An 18,678-nucleotide genomic window follows, 5' to 3' on the forward strand; every position below is an offset into this window, starting at 1 on the left:
GTCAGTCGACCCGCAGGCGGTAGCCCCGCTTGACCACCGTCTGCACCACGCGGGGCGCCTTCAGGCCGGCCCGCAGGCGGGCGACAGCCATCTCCACGGCGTGCTCGTCGGCGCCGCGCGGCAGCGTACGCAGCAGCGCGGTGCGGGAGAGCACCTTCCCGGGCGAGGCGGCGAGCGCCCGCAGCACCGCCATCGGGGCCGGCGCCAGCTGGCGCAGTTCCCCGTCCACCACAGCGGCGTGCCCGCGCAGCGTCAGCACGTGCCCGGCCGCCTTCACCGAGACGGTACGCCGGGGCAGTTCCTCGACGATGGTGCGCACGAGCGCGCCCAGCCGGGCCCGGCTGGGCGCGCTCACCGGCACGCCGCGCCGTACCAGCGGCTCGGCGGTGACAGTGCCGACGCATCCGGCCAGCACGTCGCCGCGCAGCGCCTCCAGCACCGTCTCGGTACGGTCCCCGGCCGCCCGCAGCAGCGCCTCGGCCGCCGGGGCCGAGGTGAACGTGACCGCGTCGACGAGCCGCCCGGCCACCAGGTCGATGAGCCGGTGCAGCGGCGCCGGGTCGGCCGGCGGCGCCCACCGGTAGACCGGCACCTCGATCACCGTGGCCCCGGCCGCCACCAGCGCGTCGGCGCACTCGGGCTGCCGCTCGCCGTGCAGTTGCATCGCCACGACCTGGCCGGCCACACCGCGCCGGACCAGATGCTCGATCACCTCGTCGCAGCTCTCCGACTCCGGGGACCAGTGCTCGCGCAGCCCGGCGGCGCGGATCGCCCCGGTCGCCTTCGGACCCCGGGACACCACGTACGCCCCGGCGAGCGTGGTGCGCAGCGGCTCGGCCAGCCCCCAGCCCTCGGCCGCCTCCAGCCAGCCGCGCATGCCGATGCCGGTGTTCGCCATCAGCACGTCCGGCGGGTGTTCCAGGCAGGCCCGGGTGGCCTCACGCAGGTCGCTGTCGTCGGCCAGCGGGACGATCCGCAGCGCCGGGGCGAGCACCACCCGCGCCCCACGCCGCTGGAACAGCGCGGCGAGTTCGTCGCGCCGCCGGTCGGCGGTGACCCCGATGGTGAAGCCGGCCAGCTCGTCCCGCATCATTCCTCCTGCCGTAACCGCACCTCGACCAGGCCGTCCCGGCAGCGCACCGGATGCCGGCGCAGCGTCACTCCCGGAAGGTCCAGGCACCGCCCCGTGGTGAGGTCGTAGACCTGCTTGTGCAGCGGCGAGGCGAGCGTGGGCACCCCGCCCCGGCTGCCGACCAGCCCCCGGGACATGACGTACGCGCCGCCGACCGGGTCGAGGTTGTCCACCGCGTACAGCCCGTTGGCGGTGCGGAAGACGGCCACCTGGACGCCGTCGACGAGCGCGGCCACACCCCGGTCGGGGTCGAGCCGGTCCAGCGGGCAGACCGGTGTCCAGTCCAGCGTGACGACGGGGCTCATCGGCGTACCTCCGGCAGGCCCAGAACGACGGGCTGGCGGCGGTGTCCGCCGTCCGGGGGCGCGCCCCGGGCCGGCACCGGCTGGCCCCGCTCCTGGGTGAACGTGATGGACGGGTCGGGCACGTCTGGCGCGTTGACGAAGGAGGTGAAGCGGCGCAGCCGGTCCGGGTCCTCCAGGACGTCGCGCCACTCGTCGGAGTAGCTCGTGACGTGCCGGGCCATCGCCGCGTCGAGGTCGGCGCAGAGGCCGAGCGAGTCGTCCACGATCACCGACCGGAGGTGGTCCAGGCCGCCGTCCATCGCCTCGATCCAGGCGGCGGTGCGCTGCAACCGGTCGGCGGTGCGGATGTAGTACATGAGGAACCTGTCGATCAGGGTGACCAGCTCGGCTGTGCTCAGGTCGGTGGCGAACAGGTCGGCGTGCCGGGGCCGGAAACCGCCGTTGCCGCCGACGTACAGGTTCCAGCCGGTCTCGGTGGCGATGATCCCGAAGTCCTTGCTCCGGGCCTCGGCGCACTCCCGGGCGCAGCCCGAGACCGCCGACTTGAGCTTGTGCGGCGCGCGCAGCCCTCGGTAGCGCAGCTCCAGCGCCACCGCGAGCCCGACCGAGTCCTGCACCCCGTAGCGGCACCAGGTGTCGCCCACGCACGACTTGACCGTGCGCAGCGCCTTGCCGTACGCGTGGCCCGACTCGAAGCCCGCGTCGACCAGCCGCCGCCAGATCTGCGGCAGCTGGTCGACCCGCGCGCCGAACAGGTCGATCCGCTGCCCGCCGGTGATCTTCGTGTACAGCCGGAAGTCGCGCGCCACCTCGCCGATCGCGATCAGCTTCTCCGGGGTGATCTCGCCGCCGGGTATCCGGGGCACCACCGAGTAGCTGCCGTCGCGTTGCAGGTTGGCCAGGAAGTGGTCGTTCGTGTCCTGAAGCGACGCCCGCTCACCGTCGAGCACGTGCCCGGTGCCCAGCGACGCCAGGATCGAGGCCACCACCGGCTTGCAGATGTCGCATCCGCTTCCGCGCCCGTGCTCGGCGACGAGCCGGGAGAACGTGCCGATGCCGCGTACCCGGATCAGATCGAACAGCTCCTGCCGGCTGTGGTCGAAGTGCTCGCACAACGCCGTGGACTGGCGCACCCCGGCGGCGTCCAGCAACTGCTTCAGCATCGGCACGCAGGAGCCGCAGCTCGTACCGGCCCGGGTGCACGCCTTCAGCGCCGGCACGTCGGTCGCCCCGCCGGCGATCGCCGCGTCCAGGTCGGCGCGGGTCACCGCGTTGCAGGAGCAGACCTGCGCGGTGGCGGGCAACGCGCCCGCACCGGCGCCCGCGCCGCCGGCCGGCGCCAGCAACGCCAGCGGGGGAGCGGGCAGCGGCCCGCCCACACTGGCGCGCAACGCCGGGTAGGCGCTCGCGTCCCCAACCAGCACGCCGCCGAGCAGCGTCCGCGCGTCGTCGGAGAGGACCAGCTTCGCGTACGACCGGGTGGCCGGGTCGGTGAACGTCACGTCGAGACAGCCCGGGGTGACGCCGTGCGCGTCACCGAACGAGGCCACGTCCACGCCGAGCAGCTTGAGTTTCGTCGCGGTGTCCGCGCCGGGGAAGGTGGCCGCGCCGCCGAGCAGCCGGTCCGCGACCACCTCGGCGGTGGCGTATCCGGGCGCGACCAGGCCGTGGCAGACCCCGTCGACAGCCGCGCACTCGCCGACCGCCCAGATCCGTTCGTCGGCGGTCCGGCAGGCCGGGTCCACCAGCACGCCGCCGCGCGGGCCGAGCGGCAGCCCGGCCGCGCGGGCCAGCTCGTCCCGGGGCCGGATCCCGGCGGCCACCACCACCAGGTCCGCGTCGACGGTGCGGCCGTCGGCCAGGTCGAGCGCGGTCACCGTGCCGTCCGGCCCGGAACGCAGGGCCGTGGTGGCCACCCCGAGGTACGGCGTGACGCCCAGCTCCTCCACGTACCGCCGGAGCATCGCCCCGCCCGCCTCGTCCACCTGCACCGGCATGAGCCGGGGCGCGAACTCGACAACGCTCGTGGCGAGCCCGAGCAGCCGCAGCGCGTTCGCCGCCTCCAGCCCGAGCAGCCCGCCGCCGATCACCGCGCCGGTGCGGCGGCCCCGGGCGTGTTCCCGGATCGCGGCCAGGTCGTCAAGCGTCCGGTAGACGAAGACGCCGGGCAGATCAGCGCCGTCGACCGGCGGCACGAACGCGTACGAGCCGGTGGCCAGCACCAGCGCGTCGTACGGGTACTCACCGGCCGCGGTGGTCACCACCCGCCGCGCCCGGTCGACGCCGGTGGCCGGCTCACCCAGGCGCAGGTCCACACCGGCGTCGGGGGTGTGCAGGTTCAGCTCGTCGGCGTCCACCCCGTCGAAGACGGCGGAGAGCCGCACCCGGTCGTACGCCGGACGCCGTTCCTCGGCCAGGACCGTGACATGCCACCGCCCGTCGGTGTCCCGGGCCCGCAGCGCCTCGACGAAGCGCTGCCCCACCATGCCGTTCCCGACGACGACCAGCTCCCTGATCGGCTCGCTCATGACGCCACCTCCACCGTCTCGCGTTCCTCGTCGGTCGTCAGCGGGTCGGCCTCGGCGAGCCAGGCGGCGATGCCGGCCACCGCCTCCCGGCAACTGCCGCAGCCGGTGGCGGCCCGGGTCGCCGTGGACAGCGCCGCCGCCGTCCGGGCGCCCGCCCGCCAGCACGCCACCAGCGCGCCCTTGCTCACGTCGTTGCACCGGCACACGGTCGCGGCGTCCGGCATCAGCGCCGGCGACGCGGCCGGCTCGGCCGGTGCGTCACCGAACGTCCGGCCGAGCAGCAGCGAACGCCGGTCCGCCGGCACCGGCGCGCCCCTGTCGAACAGCTGCACCACGGTGCCGACCGCCGGGTTGTCGCCGAGCAGGATCGCGCCGGTCAGCCGCTCGTCCCGGATGCGCAGCCGGGCGTACGTGCCCCGGGCCGGGTCGGCGAAGGTCAGCTCCTCGACCGGGCCGCCCGGGTCGCCGGGCCCGGCCACGTCGCCCATCGCGGCCAGGTCGATGCCGGCCGCCTTGAGCCGGGTCACCGCCGGCCGGGGCCGGTAGCGGGCCAGCGGATCGGCGCCGGTCAGCACGTCGGCCACCACCCGGGCCTGGGCCCAGGCCGGCGCGACGAGCCCGGTCAGCGTCCCGTCGTGCTGGGCGCAGTCGCCGATCGCGGAGATGTGTCTGTCGCTGGTACGCATCCGGTCGTCCACCACCACACCCCGGTCGACGGCGAGCCCGGCCGCCTCGGCGAGCGCGGCGTCGGGGCGTACCCCGCAGCAGAGCACCAGCAGGTCGGCGTCGAGCGGTTCGGCGTCGGCCAGGTGCAGGCGGACGCCGTCGGTGCCGGCGCTCACGGCGGTCGCCGGCGCCCCGAGCCGGGACCGGACGCCCAGGCCGGCGAGCGTGCCCGCGAGGACCGCGCCGGCCGGCGGGTCGAGCTGGCGTTCCATCAGGTGCCCGACCGGGTGGACCACAGTCACGTCGAGCCCTCGGGCGGCCAGCCCACGGGCCGCCTCCAGACCCAGCAGCCCGCCGCCGAGCACGGTCACGCGCCGCGCGCCCTCGGCGGCGGCGAGGATCCGCCGGCAGTCGCCGAGCGTGCGGAACGGGACGACCCGCTCGGGCAGCGGGGCGAGGCCCGGCAGCGGTGGCACGACGGCCCGGCTGCCGGTGGCGAGCACCAGGTGGTCGTACCCGTGCCGGTCGCCGTCGGCGGTGACCACCTGGCGGGCGGCCCGGTCCACGGCGGTGACGGCCGCGCCGGTGCGGACCTCGACGCCCGGCCCGACGGCTTCGACAAGCTCCACGTCCGGCTCGCCGATGCGCCCGGCGAGCAGCGTGGAGAGCATGATCCGGTTGTACGCGCGGTGCGGCTCCGCCCCGAGCACGGTGATCCGCCGGTCCCCGCCGCGAGCGTGCAGCTCGGCGGCGAGCCGGGCGCCGGCCATGCCGTAGCCGACGACGACTATGCGCTCGTTCATGCCGGCTCCACCCGGACCGCGCAGATCTTGAACTCGGGCATCCCGGAGACCGGGTCGAGCGCGTCGTTCGTGACCGAGTTGGCGCGTTGCGCGCCGGGCCAGTGGAACGGCGCGAAGACGGTGTCCGGCCGGATCGCCGTGCTGAGCCGGGCCGGTGCGCGCAGCTCACCCCGGCGGGAGACCACCCGTACCGGCGCCCCCTCGGTCACGCCGATCCGGGCCGCCAGGTCCGGGTGCAGCTCGACGAAGCCGCCGGGCGCGGCGCGGCGCAGCGCGGCCACCCGCCGGGTCTGCGCGCCGGACTGGTACTGAGCCAGCACCCGGCCGGTGGTGAAGTGCAGCGGGTAGTCGGCGCAGACCGGCTCGGCGGCCGGCCGGTGGGTCACCGGATGGAACCGGGCCCGGCCGTCAGGGGTGGGGAAGCGGTGGGCGAACAGCCGGGGCGTGTCCGGGCCGTCACGGTCCGGGCAGGGCCAGAAGACGCCGGTGTCGGCGTCGATCCGGTCCCAGGTGATCCCGGCGTAGTCGGCCGGCCCGCCGGCCGAGGCCCGGCCCAGCTCCGCGAAGACCTCGCGGGGGTCGGTCGGCAGCGGCGTACCGCCCTCGGTCAGCCGTCCGGCGAGCGCGGCGAGGATCGCCAGCTCGGTACGGACTCCGGCGGGTGGTTCGCGCAGCGCCCGGCGGCGCAGTACCCGGCCCTCCAGGTTGGTCATCGTCCCGTTTTCCTCGGCCCACTGGGCGACCGGCAGCACCACGTCGGCCAGCTCGGCCGTCTCGGAGCGGACGAAGTCCGCCACCACCAGCAGGTCCAGGGCGCGCAGCCGGGACTCGACCCGGGCGGCGCGGGGCGCTGACACGACCGGGTTGGACCCGAAGACAAGCAGCGCCCGCGCGCCGGACGGCGTGCCGAGCGCGTCCAGGAGCTGGTACGCCGGCACCCCCGGCCCGGGTAGCGCGTCCGGTTCGACGCCCCACACCCCGGCGACGTGCGTACGGGCCGCCGGGTCGTCGATGCGCCGGTAGCCGGGGAGCTGGTCGGACTTCTGCCCATGTTCCCGGCCGCCCTGCCCGTTGCCCTGCCCGGTCAGGCAGCCGTAGCCGGAGCCGGGGCGGCCGGGCAGGCCCAGGGCGAGCGCCAGGTTGATGAAGGCGGTCACCGTGTCGACGCCCTTGGCGTGCTGCTCGGCGCCCCGCGCGGTGAGAATGACCGCGCGATCCACTGTGGCCAGCGCACGGGCTGTCGCGTACAGGTCGGCCACCGGCACGCCGGAGAGCCGTTCCACCTCCGCCGGCCAGTAGCCGGCAACCGTCCGCCGTACCTCGTCGAAGCCGGCGGTCCGCTCCGCCACGTATGCCCGGTCCAGCCAGCCCTCGGTGAGCGCGATGTGCAGCAGCGCGTTCGCCACCGCCAGGTCGGTGCCGGGCAGGGGTTGCAGGTGCAGGTCGGCCTGCCGGGCCGTGGCGGTGGCGCGGGGGTCGACCACGATCACCCGGCCGCCGCGTTCCCGCAGGTCGGCGACGTGCCGCATCAGCGGCGGCATGGTCTCGGCCGGGTTCGCGCCGACGAGCAGCAGCGTGTCCGCGTGCCCCAGGTCGGCGAGCGGGAACGGCAGTCCACGGTCGACCCCGAAGGCCCGGTTGCCGGCCGCGGCGGCCGACGACATGCACCAGCGTCCGTTGTAGTCGATGTGCCGGGTCCGCAGTGTCACCCGGGCGAAGCGGCCCAGCGCGTACGCCTTCTCGTTTGTGAGGCCGCCGCCGCCGAAGACGGCGACCGCGTCCGGCCCGTGGCGGTGCTGCACGTCCCGGATCCCGGCGGCGACGCGGTCGAGTGCCTCGTCCCAGGTCGCCGGGCGCAGCTCGCCGCCGGGCCGGTCGCGCAGCAGCGGGGTGGTGAGCCGGTCCGGGTGGTCGAGCAGGTCGGCCGCGGTCCAGCCCTTCTGGCACAGGCCGCCGCGGTTGGTGGGGAAGTCACGGGCGCCTACCTCGACGCCGTCGCCGGTGGCGCGCAGGATCATGCCGCACTGCAGTGCGCAGTACGGGCAGTGCGTGGCAATCTCGACGGAGCGTTGCTCCGTTCGCGTCGCCGTGCGTGCACCGTCTGTCATGTCGGAAAAGCGTGCCGTCGGGCGGTTTCCGGTCCGGGTCTGCTCTGTTTCGGTCCTGTCACGAGCGCTTCACACCGCACGCACGTGACGGGACGGCCCGCAAGGCCTAGAATGTGGGACAACAATCTCATATTTCGGGAGGCATCATGAGCGTGACGGACGCGTTCGACGCGGTGGCCGGCACCTACGACCAGGCTCGACGTCGCCTGGTGCCCTGCTTCGACGCCTTCTACGGCACCGCCGTCGAGGTGGCCGCGCCGCCGCTGCGCGTCGCGCTCGCCGCCGGGCGTACCCCCGAGGTGCTGGACCTGGGCGCGGGCACCGGCCTGCTGTCCCTGCTGCTGGCCGCGGCCGTCCCCGGCGTCCGCCTGACGCTCGTGGACGGCGCCCCCGGCATGCTCGCCGTGGCCGCCGGGCACCTGGGCGAACGCGGCGTGCCCCATCGCACGGTCCACGCCGACCTGGCCGACCCGCTGCCCGCCGGGCGGTACGACGCGGTGGTGTCCGCGCTGGCCATCCACCACCTCGACGACGAGGGCAAGCGGGCGCTGTACCGGCGGGCCGCAGACGCGCTGGTCCCGGGCGGGGTGTTCGTCAACGCCGAGCAGGTGGCCGGGCCGACCCCGGCGCTGGACCGCCGCTACGACGAGGTGTGGACGGCGCGGATCACCGAGCTGGGCTCCGACGCCGAGGAGATCGCCGGCGCCCGGGAGCGGATGCGGCACGACCGGCCGGCCACGGTGGCAGACCAGTGCCGGTGGCTGGCCGAGGCGGGCCTGGCGGACGTGGACTGCTTCTTCAAGGAGTGGCGTTTCGCGGTCTTCGGCGGTCAGCGGCCGGACGGATCGGCGAGGTGATTCTCAAGCCGCTCGGCGAACCGGGGTGCGCCGGTAGTAGTCGATCTGCCGCGCCAACGTCCTCATGACCAGAGGCATCGAACGGTCGGCCGCCCAGTTGAGGAACTCGTCGCCGGTGCGGACCGACAGCGATTCCCGTACGCATTCCGGCGGAAAGGCGCGCCGGTCGTCGGTCACCAGGATGTCGGCGCGGCCGTGGACGGCGGCGGCCAGTACGTGCCGGTCGTCCGGATCCGGTGGGCACGGGACGTCGTGCGGCGAACAGCCGGTGACGAGGCCGTACGGAAACGCCTGGACGAACCTGCGGCGCTGCCCGCCGATTGCCTGTTCGGAATGCTCGGGTCGCTTCCGGCGCAGGCGATACATCCATTCCGCCAGGACGTCCTCGCTGTACCGGAGGTCGAAGACGGTGCAGTCGCCTTCGAGCGCGAGAAGACTGATCCAGTCGCGAAGGGTCCTGGAATAGAGAACGTTCGCATCCAGGAACACCAGTGAGGCACTGGGGATCACAGTGGACACCCTACCCAGCGCCTCCTGGCCGGGGCCGGAACTACACGTCGTCGGTGAAACCCAGCGCGTCGGACTCCCACATCAGCGCCTCGTACGACTTCCGTCGCTCGTCCATCTGCCGTTGCCGGAATGCGAGGACGTCGCGGAGGAAGAGACGCCGGTGGCTGCCGACCCGGTGGGACGCGATCGCCCCGTTCTCCAGGAGGCGGACGAGTGTGGGGCGGGACATGCCGAGCAGCTTCGCCGCCTCGGTCGTCGTCAGTTCGCGGGAGACCGCGCTGATCGCGACGCCGTCGCCGCGGGCGAGCATCGCCGAGATCTGACGGAGAACGTCGAACATCTGCGCGGGAACCTCGACCTCGTCACCGTTCGCGGAGACGAGGCGGGCGGCGCCCGCGTCCGCGCCTGCGGCGAGGGGGTGCCGCACGAGGAACTCCTCCATGGCGGCCGCCTTCTGGCGCTCCACTCCCTCGGTGGGCATGACCGCGGCGGCCATGCCGGTGCTGAGGCTCATGACGGCTCCCTGTGGCAGATGCGGCTTGCGTCGTCCCAACCGTTCGGACCTGGTCCATCGTCGCCCTCAAGTGCAATATCCGCAACTGGCTTCGTTTGTTTCACCTGCTGGTGTCCGATTCAGCGATCGGCGGGCACGAGGATGACTGGCGGTCATACCGCTGGGTAGTCTTCCTGGCATGACCGCCAAGGTGACCCTGTCGTTCTCCGACGAGACGATCGAGGAGGCGCGCCGGTTCGCCAAGCGGGAAGGGCTCTCCCTCTCCGCCTGGATGGACCAGGCTGCCCGGGAGAAGGCGCTGCGCGAGGTCTTCACCGCGCACGCCGACGCGGTCGGCCGTGCCGGCTTCGACCTGGAGGCCGCCGCCCTGGCCGACGCCCAGGAGGCCGCGCTCGTCGACGACGCCCTCTTCGGCGGGCGCCCGCGTGCTGCGTAGGGGTGAGGTCTGGCGCATCTCCGGCGCCCGGGAACGCTTCGGTCTGGTGATCAGCTCGGACGTCTACAACGCCACGGCGGTGCCCATCGTGATCGTGGCCGAGGTGGTCGAGGAGACGCTGCTGCGCGACTCGCCGCTCGCCGTGCGGATGGGCGCGTACGTGGTGATGCCCGACCGGATCTCCTCACCGATGAAGAAGTGGTTCGCCGAGTGCGTGGACGTGGCCGACACCGAGACCATGCAGCGGGTCGGCCGGGCGCTGCGGATCCTCCAGGAGCTGTGACCGTCTCACCGGCGCTGTCCGGCGGACGTGCGGTCTCCGTTGCCGGGCCGACGCGCGCGGGGCACGCCGGGGAAATCAGCGGCTGAGAGCGTCGCCTCGTCGTCGACGAGGAGGAGTCGCCCGTGAGCACGCTCGTTTCCGCACCCACCACGCCGCCGGCCACCGACGCCGGCCGGCTCACCGAATGGCGGCCGGAGGACCGGGCGTTCTGGGCCGCCGGTGGCGCCCGGGTGGCGCGGCGCAACCTGTACGTCTCGATCTTCGCCGAGCACGTCGGCTTCTCGGTGTGGAGCCTCTGGTCGGTCATGGTGCTGTTCCTCGGCCCCGGGTACGGCATCGATCCGGCCGGGAAGTTCCTGCTCACCGCCGTGCCGGCCGCGTTGGGGGCGGTGCTGCGGCTGCCGTACACGCTGGCCGTGGCGCGCTTCGGCGGCCGGAACTGGACCATCGTGAGCGCCCTGCTGCTGCTGGTGCCGGCGGTGCCGATGGCACTGCTGATCGAGCCCGGGGTGTCGTACGCCACGCTGATGGTGCTCGCCTGCCTGTCCGGCGTCGGCGGCGGCAACTTCGCCTCGTCGATGGCGAACATCAACCTCTTCTTCCCGGAGCGGCTCAAGGGCCGGGCGCTGGGGCTCAACGCCGGTGGCGGCAACCTGGGCGTACCGGCGGTGCAACTGGTGGGGCTGGCGGTGCTGGCGACCGCCGGCGCCGCGTACCCCCGGCTCGTGCCGGCGGTCTACCTGCCGCTGATCGTGCTCGCCGCGCTGGCCGCGGCCCGGTGGCTGGACAACGTGCCGGGGGCGCGCAACGAGCCGGGCGCGCTGCGCGCGGCGGCCCGCGAGCCGCACACCTGGGTGATGTCGCTGCTCTACGTCGGCACGTTCGGCTCGTTCATCGGCTTCGGGTTCGCCTTCGGCCAGGTGCTCCAGCTCCAGTTCCACGACCGGTTCCCGACGCCGGTGGACGCGGCCTGGCTGACCTTCCTCGGGCCGCTGATCGGCTCGCTGATCCGGCCGGTGGGCGGCCAGCTCGCCGACCGGCTGGGCGGGGCCCGCGTCACGTTCTGGAACTTCGTGGCGATGGCCGCCGGTGCCGGACTGGTGCTGTACGCCGCCCGGGACCGGTCGTTCCCGCTCTACCTGGCCGGGTTCCTGGCGCTGTTCGTGTTCTCCGGGATCGGCAACGGCTCGACGTACAAGATGATCCCGGCGATCTTCCGGGCCCGGGCCGTCGCGGAGGGTGAGCTGACCGGCGACCCGGAGGCGGCGCAGCGGCGGGCCCGGCGGCTGGCCGGCGCGGTGATCGGCATCGCCGGTGCGGTCGGCGCCTCCGGCGGGGTGCTGGTGAACGTGGCGTTCCGGCAGTCGTTCCTGACCTCCGGCACCGCCGACGCCGCCTACCTGGCGTTCATCGGCTGGTACGCGCTCTGCTTCCTGGTGACCTGGGTGGTCTACCTGCGTCCCGGGTCGCGTACGCTGGCCGGCGTGTGACCTGTGCCATGACGGACCCGCAGGCCACGCACGGCGCGACCCCGTTTTGACCTGCCGCCGGGCGGCCGGGTATCGTTGCCTGCTGTTGTACGACATTCTTAGGCGTGCCGCATCAGGTACGCTTGGTCGTTCGTGCGCGCTGGTCCGGCTGGGAACTCCCGGTCACCTCGGCGCGCGACCCCAGACCGACGACGAGACAAGGTAGACCTGTGCGTACGTACAGCCCGAAGCCGGGTGAGATCGAGCGTCAGTGGCACGTCATCGACGCCTCTGATGTCGTGCTGGGCCGCCTGGCGACCCACGCCGCCACGCTCCTGCGTGGCAAGCACAAGCCGACTTTCGCGCCGCACGTCGACACGGGCGACTTCGTCGTCATCGTGAACGCGGGCAAGGTCGCGCTGACCGGCAACAAGCGCCAGACCAAGGTCGCTTACCGCCACTCCGGTTACCCGGGTGGCCTGAAGCGGGTCGGCTACGACGAGCTGCTGACCAAGCGGCCCGAGCGGGCCATCGAGCTGGCCGTGAAGGGCATGCTTCCGCACAACAAGCTGGGCCGTCAGCTCATCAAGAAGCTGAAGGTCTACGCCGGTGCCGAGCACCCGCACACCGCGCAGCAGCCGGTGCCGTTCGAGATCAAGCAGATCGCGCAGTGAGCGCGGGCGAAGGAAGCAGCATGACCGACATCACCGCCACCGAGGTCGCCCCCGAGGCCACCGAGGCGCCGGCGCCCGTCGCGCGCGCGCCCCGTGGTGACCGCCCGATCCAGACCGTGGGTCGGCGCAAGGAAGCCATCGTCCGGGTCCGGATCGTCCCGGGCAGCGGCAAGATCACCTGCAACGGCCGCGACCTCGAGGCCTACTTCCCGAGCAAGGTGCACCAGCAGCTCATCAAGGACCCGCTGGTCACCGCCGAGAAGCCCGAGGCGTTCGACGTGATCGCCAACCTGCGTGGCGGCGGCACCACCGGCCAGGCCGGCGCGCTGCGGCTCGCCATCGCCCGGGCGCTGATCGTCAGCGAGCCCGACGACCGCCCGGCCCTGAAGAAGGCCGGCTTCCTGACCCGTGACGCCCGGGTCAAGGAGAGCAAGAAGTACGGCCTCAAGAAGGCCCGTAAGGCTCCTCAGTACTCGAAGCGCTGATCACAAGCGTCTTGTACTTCTGACGGACGGCCGGTTCGCCTCCCCTTCCCGGGAGGCGGACCGGCCGTTCCGCGTTTCTCCTCTCATCGGCAGTTCCACGGAGGTTGGCGGGTATGGGCCGGTTGTTCGGCACGGACGGCGTACGCGGGCGGGCGAACGCGGATCTCACCCCGGAGTTGGCGCTGGCGGTCGCGGTCGCCGCGGCCCACACGCTGGCCGAGACCGACAAGAGCCATCCGCCGCTCGCGGTGGTCGGCCGGGACACCCGGGCCAGCGGCGAGATGCTGGAGGCGGCGGTGGTCGCCGGGCTCACCAGCGCCGGCGCCAACGTGGTCCGGGTCGGCGTGCTGCCCACCCCGGCGGTGGCGTTCCTCACCGCCGAGATCAAGGCCGACCTGGGCGTGATGCTCTCCGCCTCGCACAACCCGATGCCGGACAACGGCATCAAACTGTTCGCCGCCGGCGGCCACAAGCTGCCCGACGAGATCGAGATGCGGATCGAGGAGGCGGTGAAGGCGAACGCCACCACCGCCTGGAAGCGCCCGATCGGCGCCGGCGTGGGCCGGGTCAACGACCTGCTCGACGGCGCCGACCACTACGTGCAGCACCTGGTCGGCACCGTGCCGCACCGCCTCGACGGGATCAAGGTCGTGGTGGACTGCGCCAACGGCGCGGCGGCCGACGTCGCCCCGGTCGCCTACCAGGAGGCCGGCGCCGAAGTGATCGCCATCCACGCCGAGCCGGACGGGCTCAACATCAACGACGGGTGCGGCTCCAACCACATCGACGCGCTGCGCGCCGCGGTGGTCGAGCACGGCGCCCACCTCGGCATCGCCCACGACGGCGACGCCGACCGCTGCGTCGCGGTCACCGCCGACGGGGACGAGGTCGACGGCGACCAGGTCATGGCGATCCTCGCGCTGGCCATGCGGGACGCCGGCGAGCTGACCCAGGACACCCTCGTCGCCACCGTGATGAGCAACCTCGGCCTGCGGCTCGCCATGTCCGAACACGGCATCCGGCTGGTCGAGACGAAGGTCGGCGACCGGTACGTGCTGGAGGAGCTGCGCGCCTCCGGCCTGGCGCTCGGCGGCGAGCAGAGCGGCCACATCGTGCTGCCCGCCTACGCCACCACCGGCGACGGCGTGCTGACCGGTCTGCACCTGATGGCGCGGATGGCCGCCACCGGCACCTCGCTGGCCGAGCTGGCCTCGGTGGTCACCAAGCTGCCCCAGGTGCTGATCAACGTGCCGGTCGGCGACCGTACCGTCGGTGCCGCCGCGCCCGCCGTCCGGGCCGAGGTGGAGCGCGCCGAGGCGGAGCTGGGCGAGACCGGCCGGGTGCTGCTGCGCCCCTCCGGCACCGAGCCGCTGGTGCGGGTCATGGTCGAGGCGGCCACCGAGGACACCGCGCGCGAGGTCGCCGAGCGCATCGCCGAGCAGGTCCGCACCGCCAGCCCGGTCGCCTGAACCACGCCGCCCGCCGAGGGCTCCCTCGGCGGGCGGCGTGGTTCAGTCCGTGCGCAGGCGGTGCAGGCGGGTCACCGCCTCGGCCAGCACCTCAGGTCGCTTGCAGAACGCGAACCGGATCAGCCGGCGGCCGGCCTCCACGTCGTCGTAGAACACCTGCGTCGGCACCGCCACCACGCCGCAGCGCTCCGGCAGCGCCCGGCAGAACTCCACCCCGTCCCGGCCGCGCAGCGGCGTGACGTCGGCGGTGACGAAATAGGTGCCCTCCGGCGCGAGCACGCCGAACCCGGCGTCGGCCAGCCCCGCGGCGAGCTGGTCCCGGCGGCGTTGCATGTCGTCCCGGAACCCGGAGAAGTAGGCGCCCGGCAGCCCGAGCGCCACCGCCACCGCGGGTTGCAGCGGCCCGGCGTTGACGAACGTCAGAAACTGCTTCACCCGCAGTACGGCTGCCACCAGCGGCGCGGGCCCGCTGACCCAGCCGACCTTCCAGCCGGTGCAGGAGAACGTCTTGCCGGCCGACGAGATGCGCAGCGTCCGCTCCCGCATGCCCGGCAGCGTGGCCAGCGGTACGTGCGGCGCGGCGGCGTCGGTGAACACCAGGTGTTCGTAGACCTCGTCGGTGACCGCGTACACGTCGTGTTCCCGGCACAGCTCGGCCACAGTGGCCAGCTCGTCGGCGGTGAAGACCTTGCCGGTCGGGTTGTGCGGCGAGTTCAGCAGCACCAGCCGGGTACGCGGCCCGAACGCGGCCCGCAGTTCGTCCGGGTCGAACGCGTACCTGCCGTCGGGGCCGGGCCGCAGCGTCACCGGGCGGCGGACCGCGCCGGCGAGCGCGATCGAGGCGGCGTACGAGTCGTAGTACGGCTCGAAGCAGACCACCTCGTCGCCCGGCTCGCAGAGCGCGAGGATGCTCGCCGCGATCGCCTCGGTCGCCCCGGCGGTCACCACGATCTCGCCGTCCGGGTCGTACTCCAGGCCCCAGAACCGGCGCTGGTGCTCGGCGACGGCGGCGCGCAGCGCGGGGATCCCCGGGCCGGGCGGGTACTGGTTGTGGCCGGTACGCAGCGCCTCGGCGGCGGCGGCGAGCATCTCCGGCGGGCCGTCGGTGTCCGGGAAGCCCTGCCCGAGGTTGACCGCGCCGGTACGCACGGCGAGAGCGGACATCTCGGCGAAGACGGTGGTGCCGAACGGCCGCATCCGGGCCACCAGGGGATCGGTCGTCGTCACGGCGGCCAGCCTACGGCCCGCCGCCGAGTGCTCACCAGCCGAAGCAGGTCGCGCCGTACTCGCCCGAGTCCTTGGAGACGACCTTGCCGTTGACGGTGATCCGGCAGGTCACGTCGCCGGACTCGACCGGGCTGGCGATGATCTGCACCCGCTCGCGGTCGTTCGCCGTGAAGCTCAGCCGCCAGGGCGTGTCCACGGCACCGGGCTGGTGGAAGTTCGCGTCCGCGTCGTAGAACTGCACCTCGGCCTCGCCGTCGGTGGCGGTCACCTCGTACAGCACGGTGAACTTGCCGGGCCCGCCGGACGGGGTGGTGGCCGGCCGGGCCGGGGCGCGGCTGGGCTCGTCGGCCCACCCGGGCGGCCCGTCGGGCTCGCCGTACAGCGGCCCGTCGTACCGCTCGCCGGAGGCTCCCGTGCTGTCCATCCCCCGGCCGAGGAAGGACAGCCCGACGCAGCAGCACACGATGAGTGCCAGAACGGTGACGATGCCGACCACCAGACCGGCTACCCAGCCGCCGGCGCTGCGGCGGGGAAGCCCGCCGGGGTGCGCGTACGGCGGCGGGTAGGGCGCGGGCGGATAGGGGCCCGGCGGGTAGGAGCCGGGCGGGTAGGCGCCCGGTGTCCAGCCCGGCTGCGCCGACGAGCCGGGTACGCCCGGCTGGGCCGGCCACCCGGGCCCGCCCGGCACGCCTGACGACTGGGGATCGCCGGGGGCCGGCGGGGCTGCCGGGTCGGCCGGAGCCGCCCACCCCGGTCCGCCCACCGGCCGGCCCGCGCCGCTCGGGGACGTGGCCGGGTCGGTCCCGGACGCGCTCTCCGGGCCGGGGGCCGCCCAGGGGCTGGGTGCCGGGGACGGCGACCAGGGCTCGGGTGGCGTCCACGGCTGCGGGGCGGCCAGCGGGTCCGGTGGCGTCCAGGAGGAGGGCTGCGGCGTGGCCGGCGCGGCGGTCGGGTCGGCCGGTCCGGGGGCCGGTTCGGGGGAGGGGGTCGTCTCGGACATGGGCTCAGCTCACAGGGGTACGGCGCGGACGACCGCGGAACGACGGGGCCGGGGGACGGCGCCCGGCCTCAATGTAGGCGGTGACGGCCAGCCACGCGGTCCCGGCCGGCGGTCCGCGTGCCGCGTCCCGAACCGGTCCGGGCGGTCCGAACGACCCCTATGGTGCTTTGTCCGGCAATGGCCACCTCGGCGTTCGGTTCGCTCAAAATCAGTGATCGTTAACCGGCCTTCCGAGCACGCGCGATGAGCGAAACTCGGTTAGGCTGCGGACCATGTGTGGAATCGTGGGTTACGCCGGTGCCCGCCCGGCGCTCGGCATCGTGCTCGACGGACTGCGGCGTCTCGAATACCGCGGCTACGACTCGGCCGGTGTCGCAGTGGTCTGCGAGGACGAGCTGCTGACCGAGAAGAAGGCCGGCAAGCTCGCCAACCTGGAGAAGGTCCTCTCCGAGCGGGCGGCGGACAACCCCGAGGACTGCGCCGCCAGCCCGATCGGCATCGGCGACGGCACCACCGGCATCGGCCACACCCGCTGGGCCACGCACGGCGGCCCGACCGACCGCAACGCCCACCCGCACCTCTCCCCGGACGGCCGCGTCGCGGTGATCCACAACGGCATTATCGAGAACTTCGCGAAGCTCCGCGCCGAGCTGGAGGACGAGGGCGTCGAGTTCACCAGCGACACCGACACCGAGTGCGCCGCGCACCTGATCGCCCGTGCGCTGGCCGACCTGCGCTCGGCCGGCGAGCCCGACAGCCCGCAGCTTCTCGCCGCCGCCATGCGCGTGGTCTGCGGGCGCCTGGAGGGCGCGTTCACGCTGCTCGCCGTCGACGCCGGCATCCCCGGCGCGGTGGTCGGCGCCCGGCGCAACTCGCCGCTGGTGGTCGGCCGGGGCGACGGCGAGAACTACCTGGCAAGCGACGTCGCCGCGTTCATCGAGCACACCCGGGACGCGGTCGAGCTGGGGCAGGACCAGATCGTCCTGATCACCCCGGACAGCATCGACATCACCGACTTCCACGGTCAGCCGGCGAGCGGCACTGACTTCCACATCGACTGGGACTCGTCGGCCGCCGAGAAGGGCGGCTACGACTGGTTCATGCTCAAGGAGATCGAGGAGCAGCCGCAGGCCATCGCCGACACGCTGCTGGGCCGGCTCACCGAGACCGGCGAGATCGCCCTCGACGAGGTCCGCCTCAGCGAGCAGGACCTGCGCGACGTCGACAAGATCTTCATCGTCGCCTGCGGCACCTCCTACCATGCCGGCCTGGTCGCCAAGTACGCCATCGAGCACTGGACCCGCATCCCCTGCGAGGTGGAGCTGGCCAGCGAGTTCCGCTACCGCGACCCGGTGCTGGACCGGTCCACCCTGATCGTGGTGATCTCGCAGTCCGGCGAGACCATGGACACGCTGATGGCGCTGCGCCACGCCAAGGAGCAGAAGGCCCGCGTGCTGGCGATCTGCAACACCAACGGCTCGACCATCCCGCGCGAGTCCGACGCCGTGCTCTACACCCACGGCGGGCCGGAGATCGCCGTCGCCTCCACCAAGGCGTTCCTCACCCAGGTCGTCGCCTGCTACCTGATCGGCCTGCACCTGGCCCAGGTGCGCGGCATCAAGTTCGCCGACGAGGTGGGCGCCGTGGTGGCCCAGCTCCAGGAGATGCCGGGCAAGCTGCGGGAGCTGCTGGACCGCATCGAGCCGGTCCGCGAGCTGGGCCGCGAGCTGAAGTCCGAGCCGACGGTGTTGTTCATCGGCCGGCACGTGGGCTACCCGGTGGCGCTGGAGGGCGCGCTGAAGCTCAAGGAGCTGGCGTACATGCACGCCGAGGGCTTCGCCGCCGGCGAGCTGAAGCACGGCCCGATCTCGCTGATCGACAAGGGCACCCCGGTGATCTGCATCGTGCCCTCCCCGGTCGGCCGGGGCATGCTGCACGACAAGGTCGTCTCCAACATCCAGGAGGTACGCGCCCGCGGCGCCCGCACCATCGTGATCGCCGAGGAGGGCGACCAGGCCGTGGTCCGGTACGCCGACCACCTGATCTACGTGCCGCGTACGCCGACGCTGCTGGCGCCGCTGGTGACCACGGTGCCGTTGCAGGTGCTGGCCGCCGAGATCGCCGCCGCCCGCGGGCACGACGTCGACCAGCCCCGGAACCTGGCCAAGTCGGTCACCGTCGAGTAGTTCCGGCTCGTCCACGGTCCCTCCGC

17 protein-coding genes are annotated in these 18,678 nt (G+C 73.6%); 8 read left to right on the forward strand and 9 right to left on the reverse strand.

All coding sequences use genetic code 11. The annotated features are described in order from the left end of the window. Position 1 precedes the first annotated feature (1 nt). The 5 genes from AB0D28_RS23605 to AB0D28_RS23625 are packed head-to-tail and all read right to left on the reverse strand — an operon-like array spanning position 2 to position 7,542. Positions 2-1,090, reverse strand: coding sequence for a uroporphyrinogen-III synthase (locus AB0D28_RS23605; protein ID WP_357389005.1), 1,089 nt, complete (start codon positions 1,088-1,090; stop codon positions 2-4). After that, positions 1,090-1,437, reverse strand: coding sequence for a nitrite reductase small subunit NirD (nirD, locus tag AB0D28_RS23610; RefSeq protein ID WP_013288584.1), 348 nt, complete (start codon positions 1,435-1,437; stop codon positions 1,090-1,092). Before nirD ends, AB0D28_RS23605 begins: the two co-directional genes overlap by 1 nt. After that, positions 1,434-3,965 carry a nitrite reductase large subunit NirB gene (nirB, locus tag AB0D28_RS23615; protein WP_357389007.1) on the reverse strand — a complete coding sequence of 844 codons (2,532 nt, stop codon included), beginning with the start codon at positions 3,963-3,965 and terminating at the stop codon, positions 1,434-1,436. Before nirB ends, nirD begins: the two co-directional genes overlap by 4 nt. Next, the gene (locus tag AB0D28_RS23620; protein WP_357389009.1) at positions 3,962-5,434 is read right to left on the reverse strand and encodes an FAD-dependent oxidoreductase; all 1,473 of its coding nucleotides are present in this window, start codon (positions 5,432-5,434) and stop codon (positions 3,962-3,964) included. Before AB0D28_RS23620 ends, nirB begins: the two co-directional genes overlap by 4 nt. Then, a complete protein-coding gene (locus tag AB0D28_RS23625) occupies positions 5,431-7,542 on the reverse strand; it encodes a molybdopterin oxidoreductase family protein (protein ID WP_357389011.1) in 2,112 nt (703 codons plus the stop codon). The genes AB0D28_RS23620 and AB0D28_RS23625 overlap by 4 nt, the downstream gene beginning before the upstream one ends. 146 nt (positions 7,543-7,688) lie before the next feature. On the opposite strand from AB0D28_RS23625, the gene AB0D28_RS23630 reads away from it, so the two are divergent. Continuing rightward, complete coding sequence (locus tag AB0D28_RS23630; protein WP_357389013.1) at positions 7,689-8,399, forward strand: class I SAM-dependent methyltransferase; 711 nt, start codon at positions 7,689-7,691, stop codon at positions 8,397-8,399. Between the two features lie 3 nt (positions 8,400-8,402). Here the strand turns inward: AB0D28_RS23630 and AB0D28_RS23635 are convergent, their stop codons facing one another. Beyond that, on the reverse strand, positions 8,403-8,909 hold the full coding sequence (locus AB0D28_RS23635) for a PIN domain-containing protein (RefSeq protein ID WP_357389015.1): 507 nt from the start codon (positions 8,907-8,909) through the stop codon (positions 8,403-8,405). 40 nt (positions 8,910-8,949) lie between these two features. Then, the gene (locus tag AB0D28_RS23640) at positions 8,950-9,423 is read right to left on the reverse strand and encodes a helix-turn-helix domain-containing protein (RefSeq protein WP_357389017.1); all 474 of its coding nucleotides are present in this window, start codon (positions 9,421-9,423) and stop codon (positions 8,950-8,952) included. 178 nt (positions 9,424-9,601) lie between these two features. On the opposite strand from AB0D28_RS23640, the gene AB0D28_RS23645 reads away from it, so the two are divergent. The 6 genes from AB0D28_RS23645 to glmM all read left to right on the forward strand — a co-directional run bounded on the left by AB0D28_RS23645 (position 9,602) and on the right by glmM (position 14,239). Further along, complete coding sequence (locus tag AB0D28_RS23645) at positions 9,602-9,859, forward strand: DUF6364 family protein (protein ID WP_357389019.1); 258 nt, start codon at positions 9,602-9,604, stop codon at positions 9,857-9,859. Beyond that, positions 9,849-10,142, forward strand: a complete 294-nt coding sequence (locus tag AB0D28_RS23650) for a type II toxin-antitoxin system PemK/MazF family toxin (RefSeq protein WP_357389021.1) — start codon at positions 9,849-9,851, stop codon at positions 10,140-10,142. Before AB0D28_RS23645 ends, AB0D28_RS23650 begins: the two co-directional genes overlap by 11 nt. A gap of 122 nt (positions 10,143-10,264) precedes the next feature. After that, the gene (locus tag AB0D28_RS23655; protein ID WP_357389023.1) at positions 10,265-11,632 is read left to right on the forward strand and encodes a nitrate/nitrite transporter; all 1,368 of its coding nucleotides are present in this window, start codon (positions 10,265-10,267) and stop codon (positions 11,630-11,632) included. A 209-nt stretch (positions 11,633-11,841) separates the two neighbouring features. Next, complete coding sequence (gene rplM, locus AB0D28_RS23660; RefSeq protein ID WP_354870501.1) at positions 11,842-12,285, forward strand: 50S ribosomal protein L13; 444 nt, start codon at positions 11,842-11,844, stop codon at positions 12,283-12,285. A gap of 20 nt (positions 12,286-12,305) precedes the next feature. Then, on the forward strand, positions 12,306-12,770 hold the full coding sequence (rpsI, locus tag AB0D28_RS23665) for a 30S ribosomal protein S9 (protein WP_088991922.1): 465 nt from the start codon (positions 12,306-12,308) through the stop codon (positions 12,768-12,770). Between the two features lie 113 nt (positions 12,771-12,883). Beyond that, positions 12,884-14,239: a phosphoglucosamine mutase gene (gene glmM, locus AB0D28_RS23670; RefSeq protein WP_357389025.1), complete on the forward strand. Its 1,356-nt coding sequence runs from the start codon at positions 12,884-12,886 to the stop codon at positions 14,237-14,239. A 42-nt stretch (positions 14,240-14,281) separates the two neighbouring features. On the opposite strand, the gene AB0D28_RS23675 is transcribed toward glmM, so the two are convergent. Together AB0D28_RS23675 and AB0D28_RS23680 are read right to left on the reverse strand one after the other, a co-directional pair. Further along, the gene (locus AB0D28_RS23675) at positions 14,282-15,466 is read right to left on the reverse strand and encodes a pyridoxal phosphate-dependent aminotransferase (RefSeq protein WP_357389027.1); all 1,185 of its coding nucleotides are present in this window, start codon (positions 15,464-15,466) and stop codon (positions 14,282-14,284) included. A 31-nt stretch (positions 15,467-15,497) separates the two neighbouring features. Beyond that, positions 15,498-16,466 carry an MmpS family transport accessory protein gene (locus tag AB0D28_RS23680; protein ID WP_357389029.1) on the reverse strand — a complete coding sequence of 323 codons (969 nt, stop codon included), beginning with the start codon at positions 16,464-16,466 and terminating at the stop codon, positions 15,498-15,500. A 272-nt stretch (positions 16,467-16,738) separates the two neighbouring features. Here AB0D28_RS23680 and glmS point away from each other — a divergent pair, with 272 nt between their 5' ends. After that, positions 16,739-18,652, forward strand: a complete 1,914-nt coding sequence (gene glmS / locus AB0D28_RS23685) for a glutamine--fructose-6-phosphate transaminase (isomerizing) (RefSeq protein ID WP_357389031.1) — start codon at positions 16,739-16,741, stop codon at positions 18,650-18,652. Positions 18,653-18,678 lie beyond the last annotated feature (26 nt).

The organism is Micromonospora sp. NPDC048169, assembly GCF_040652815.1.
Taxonomy (GTDB): domain Bacteria; phylum Actinomycetota; class Actinomycetes; order Mycobacteriales; family Micromonosporaceae; genus Micromonospora.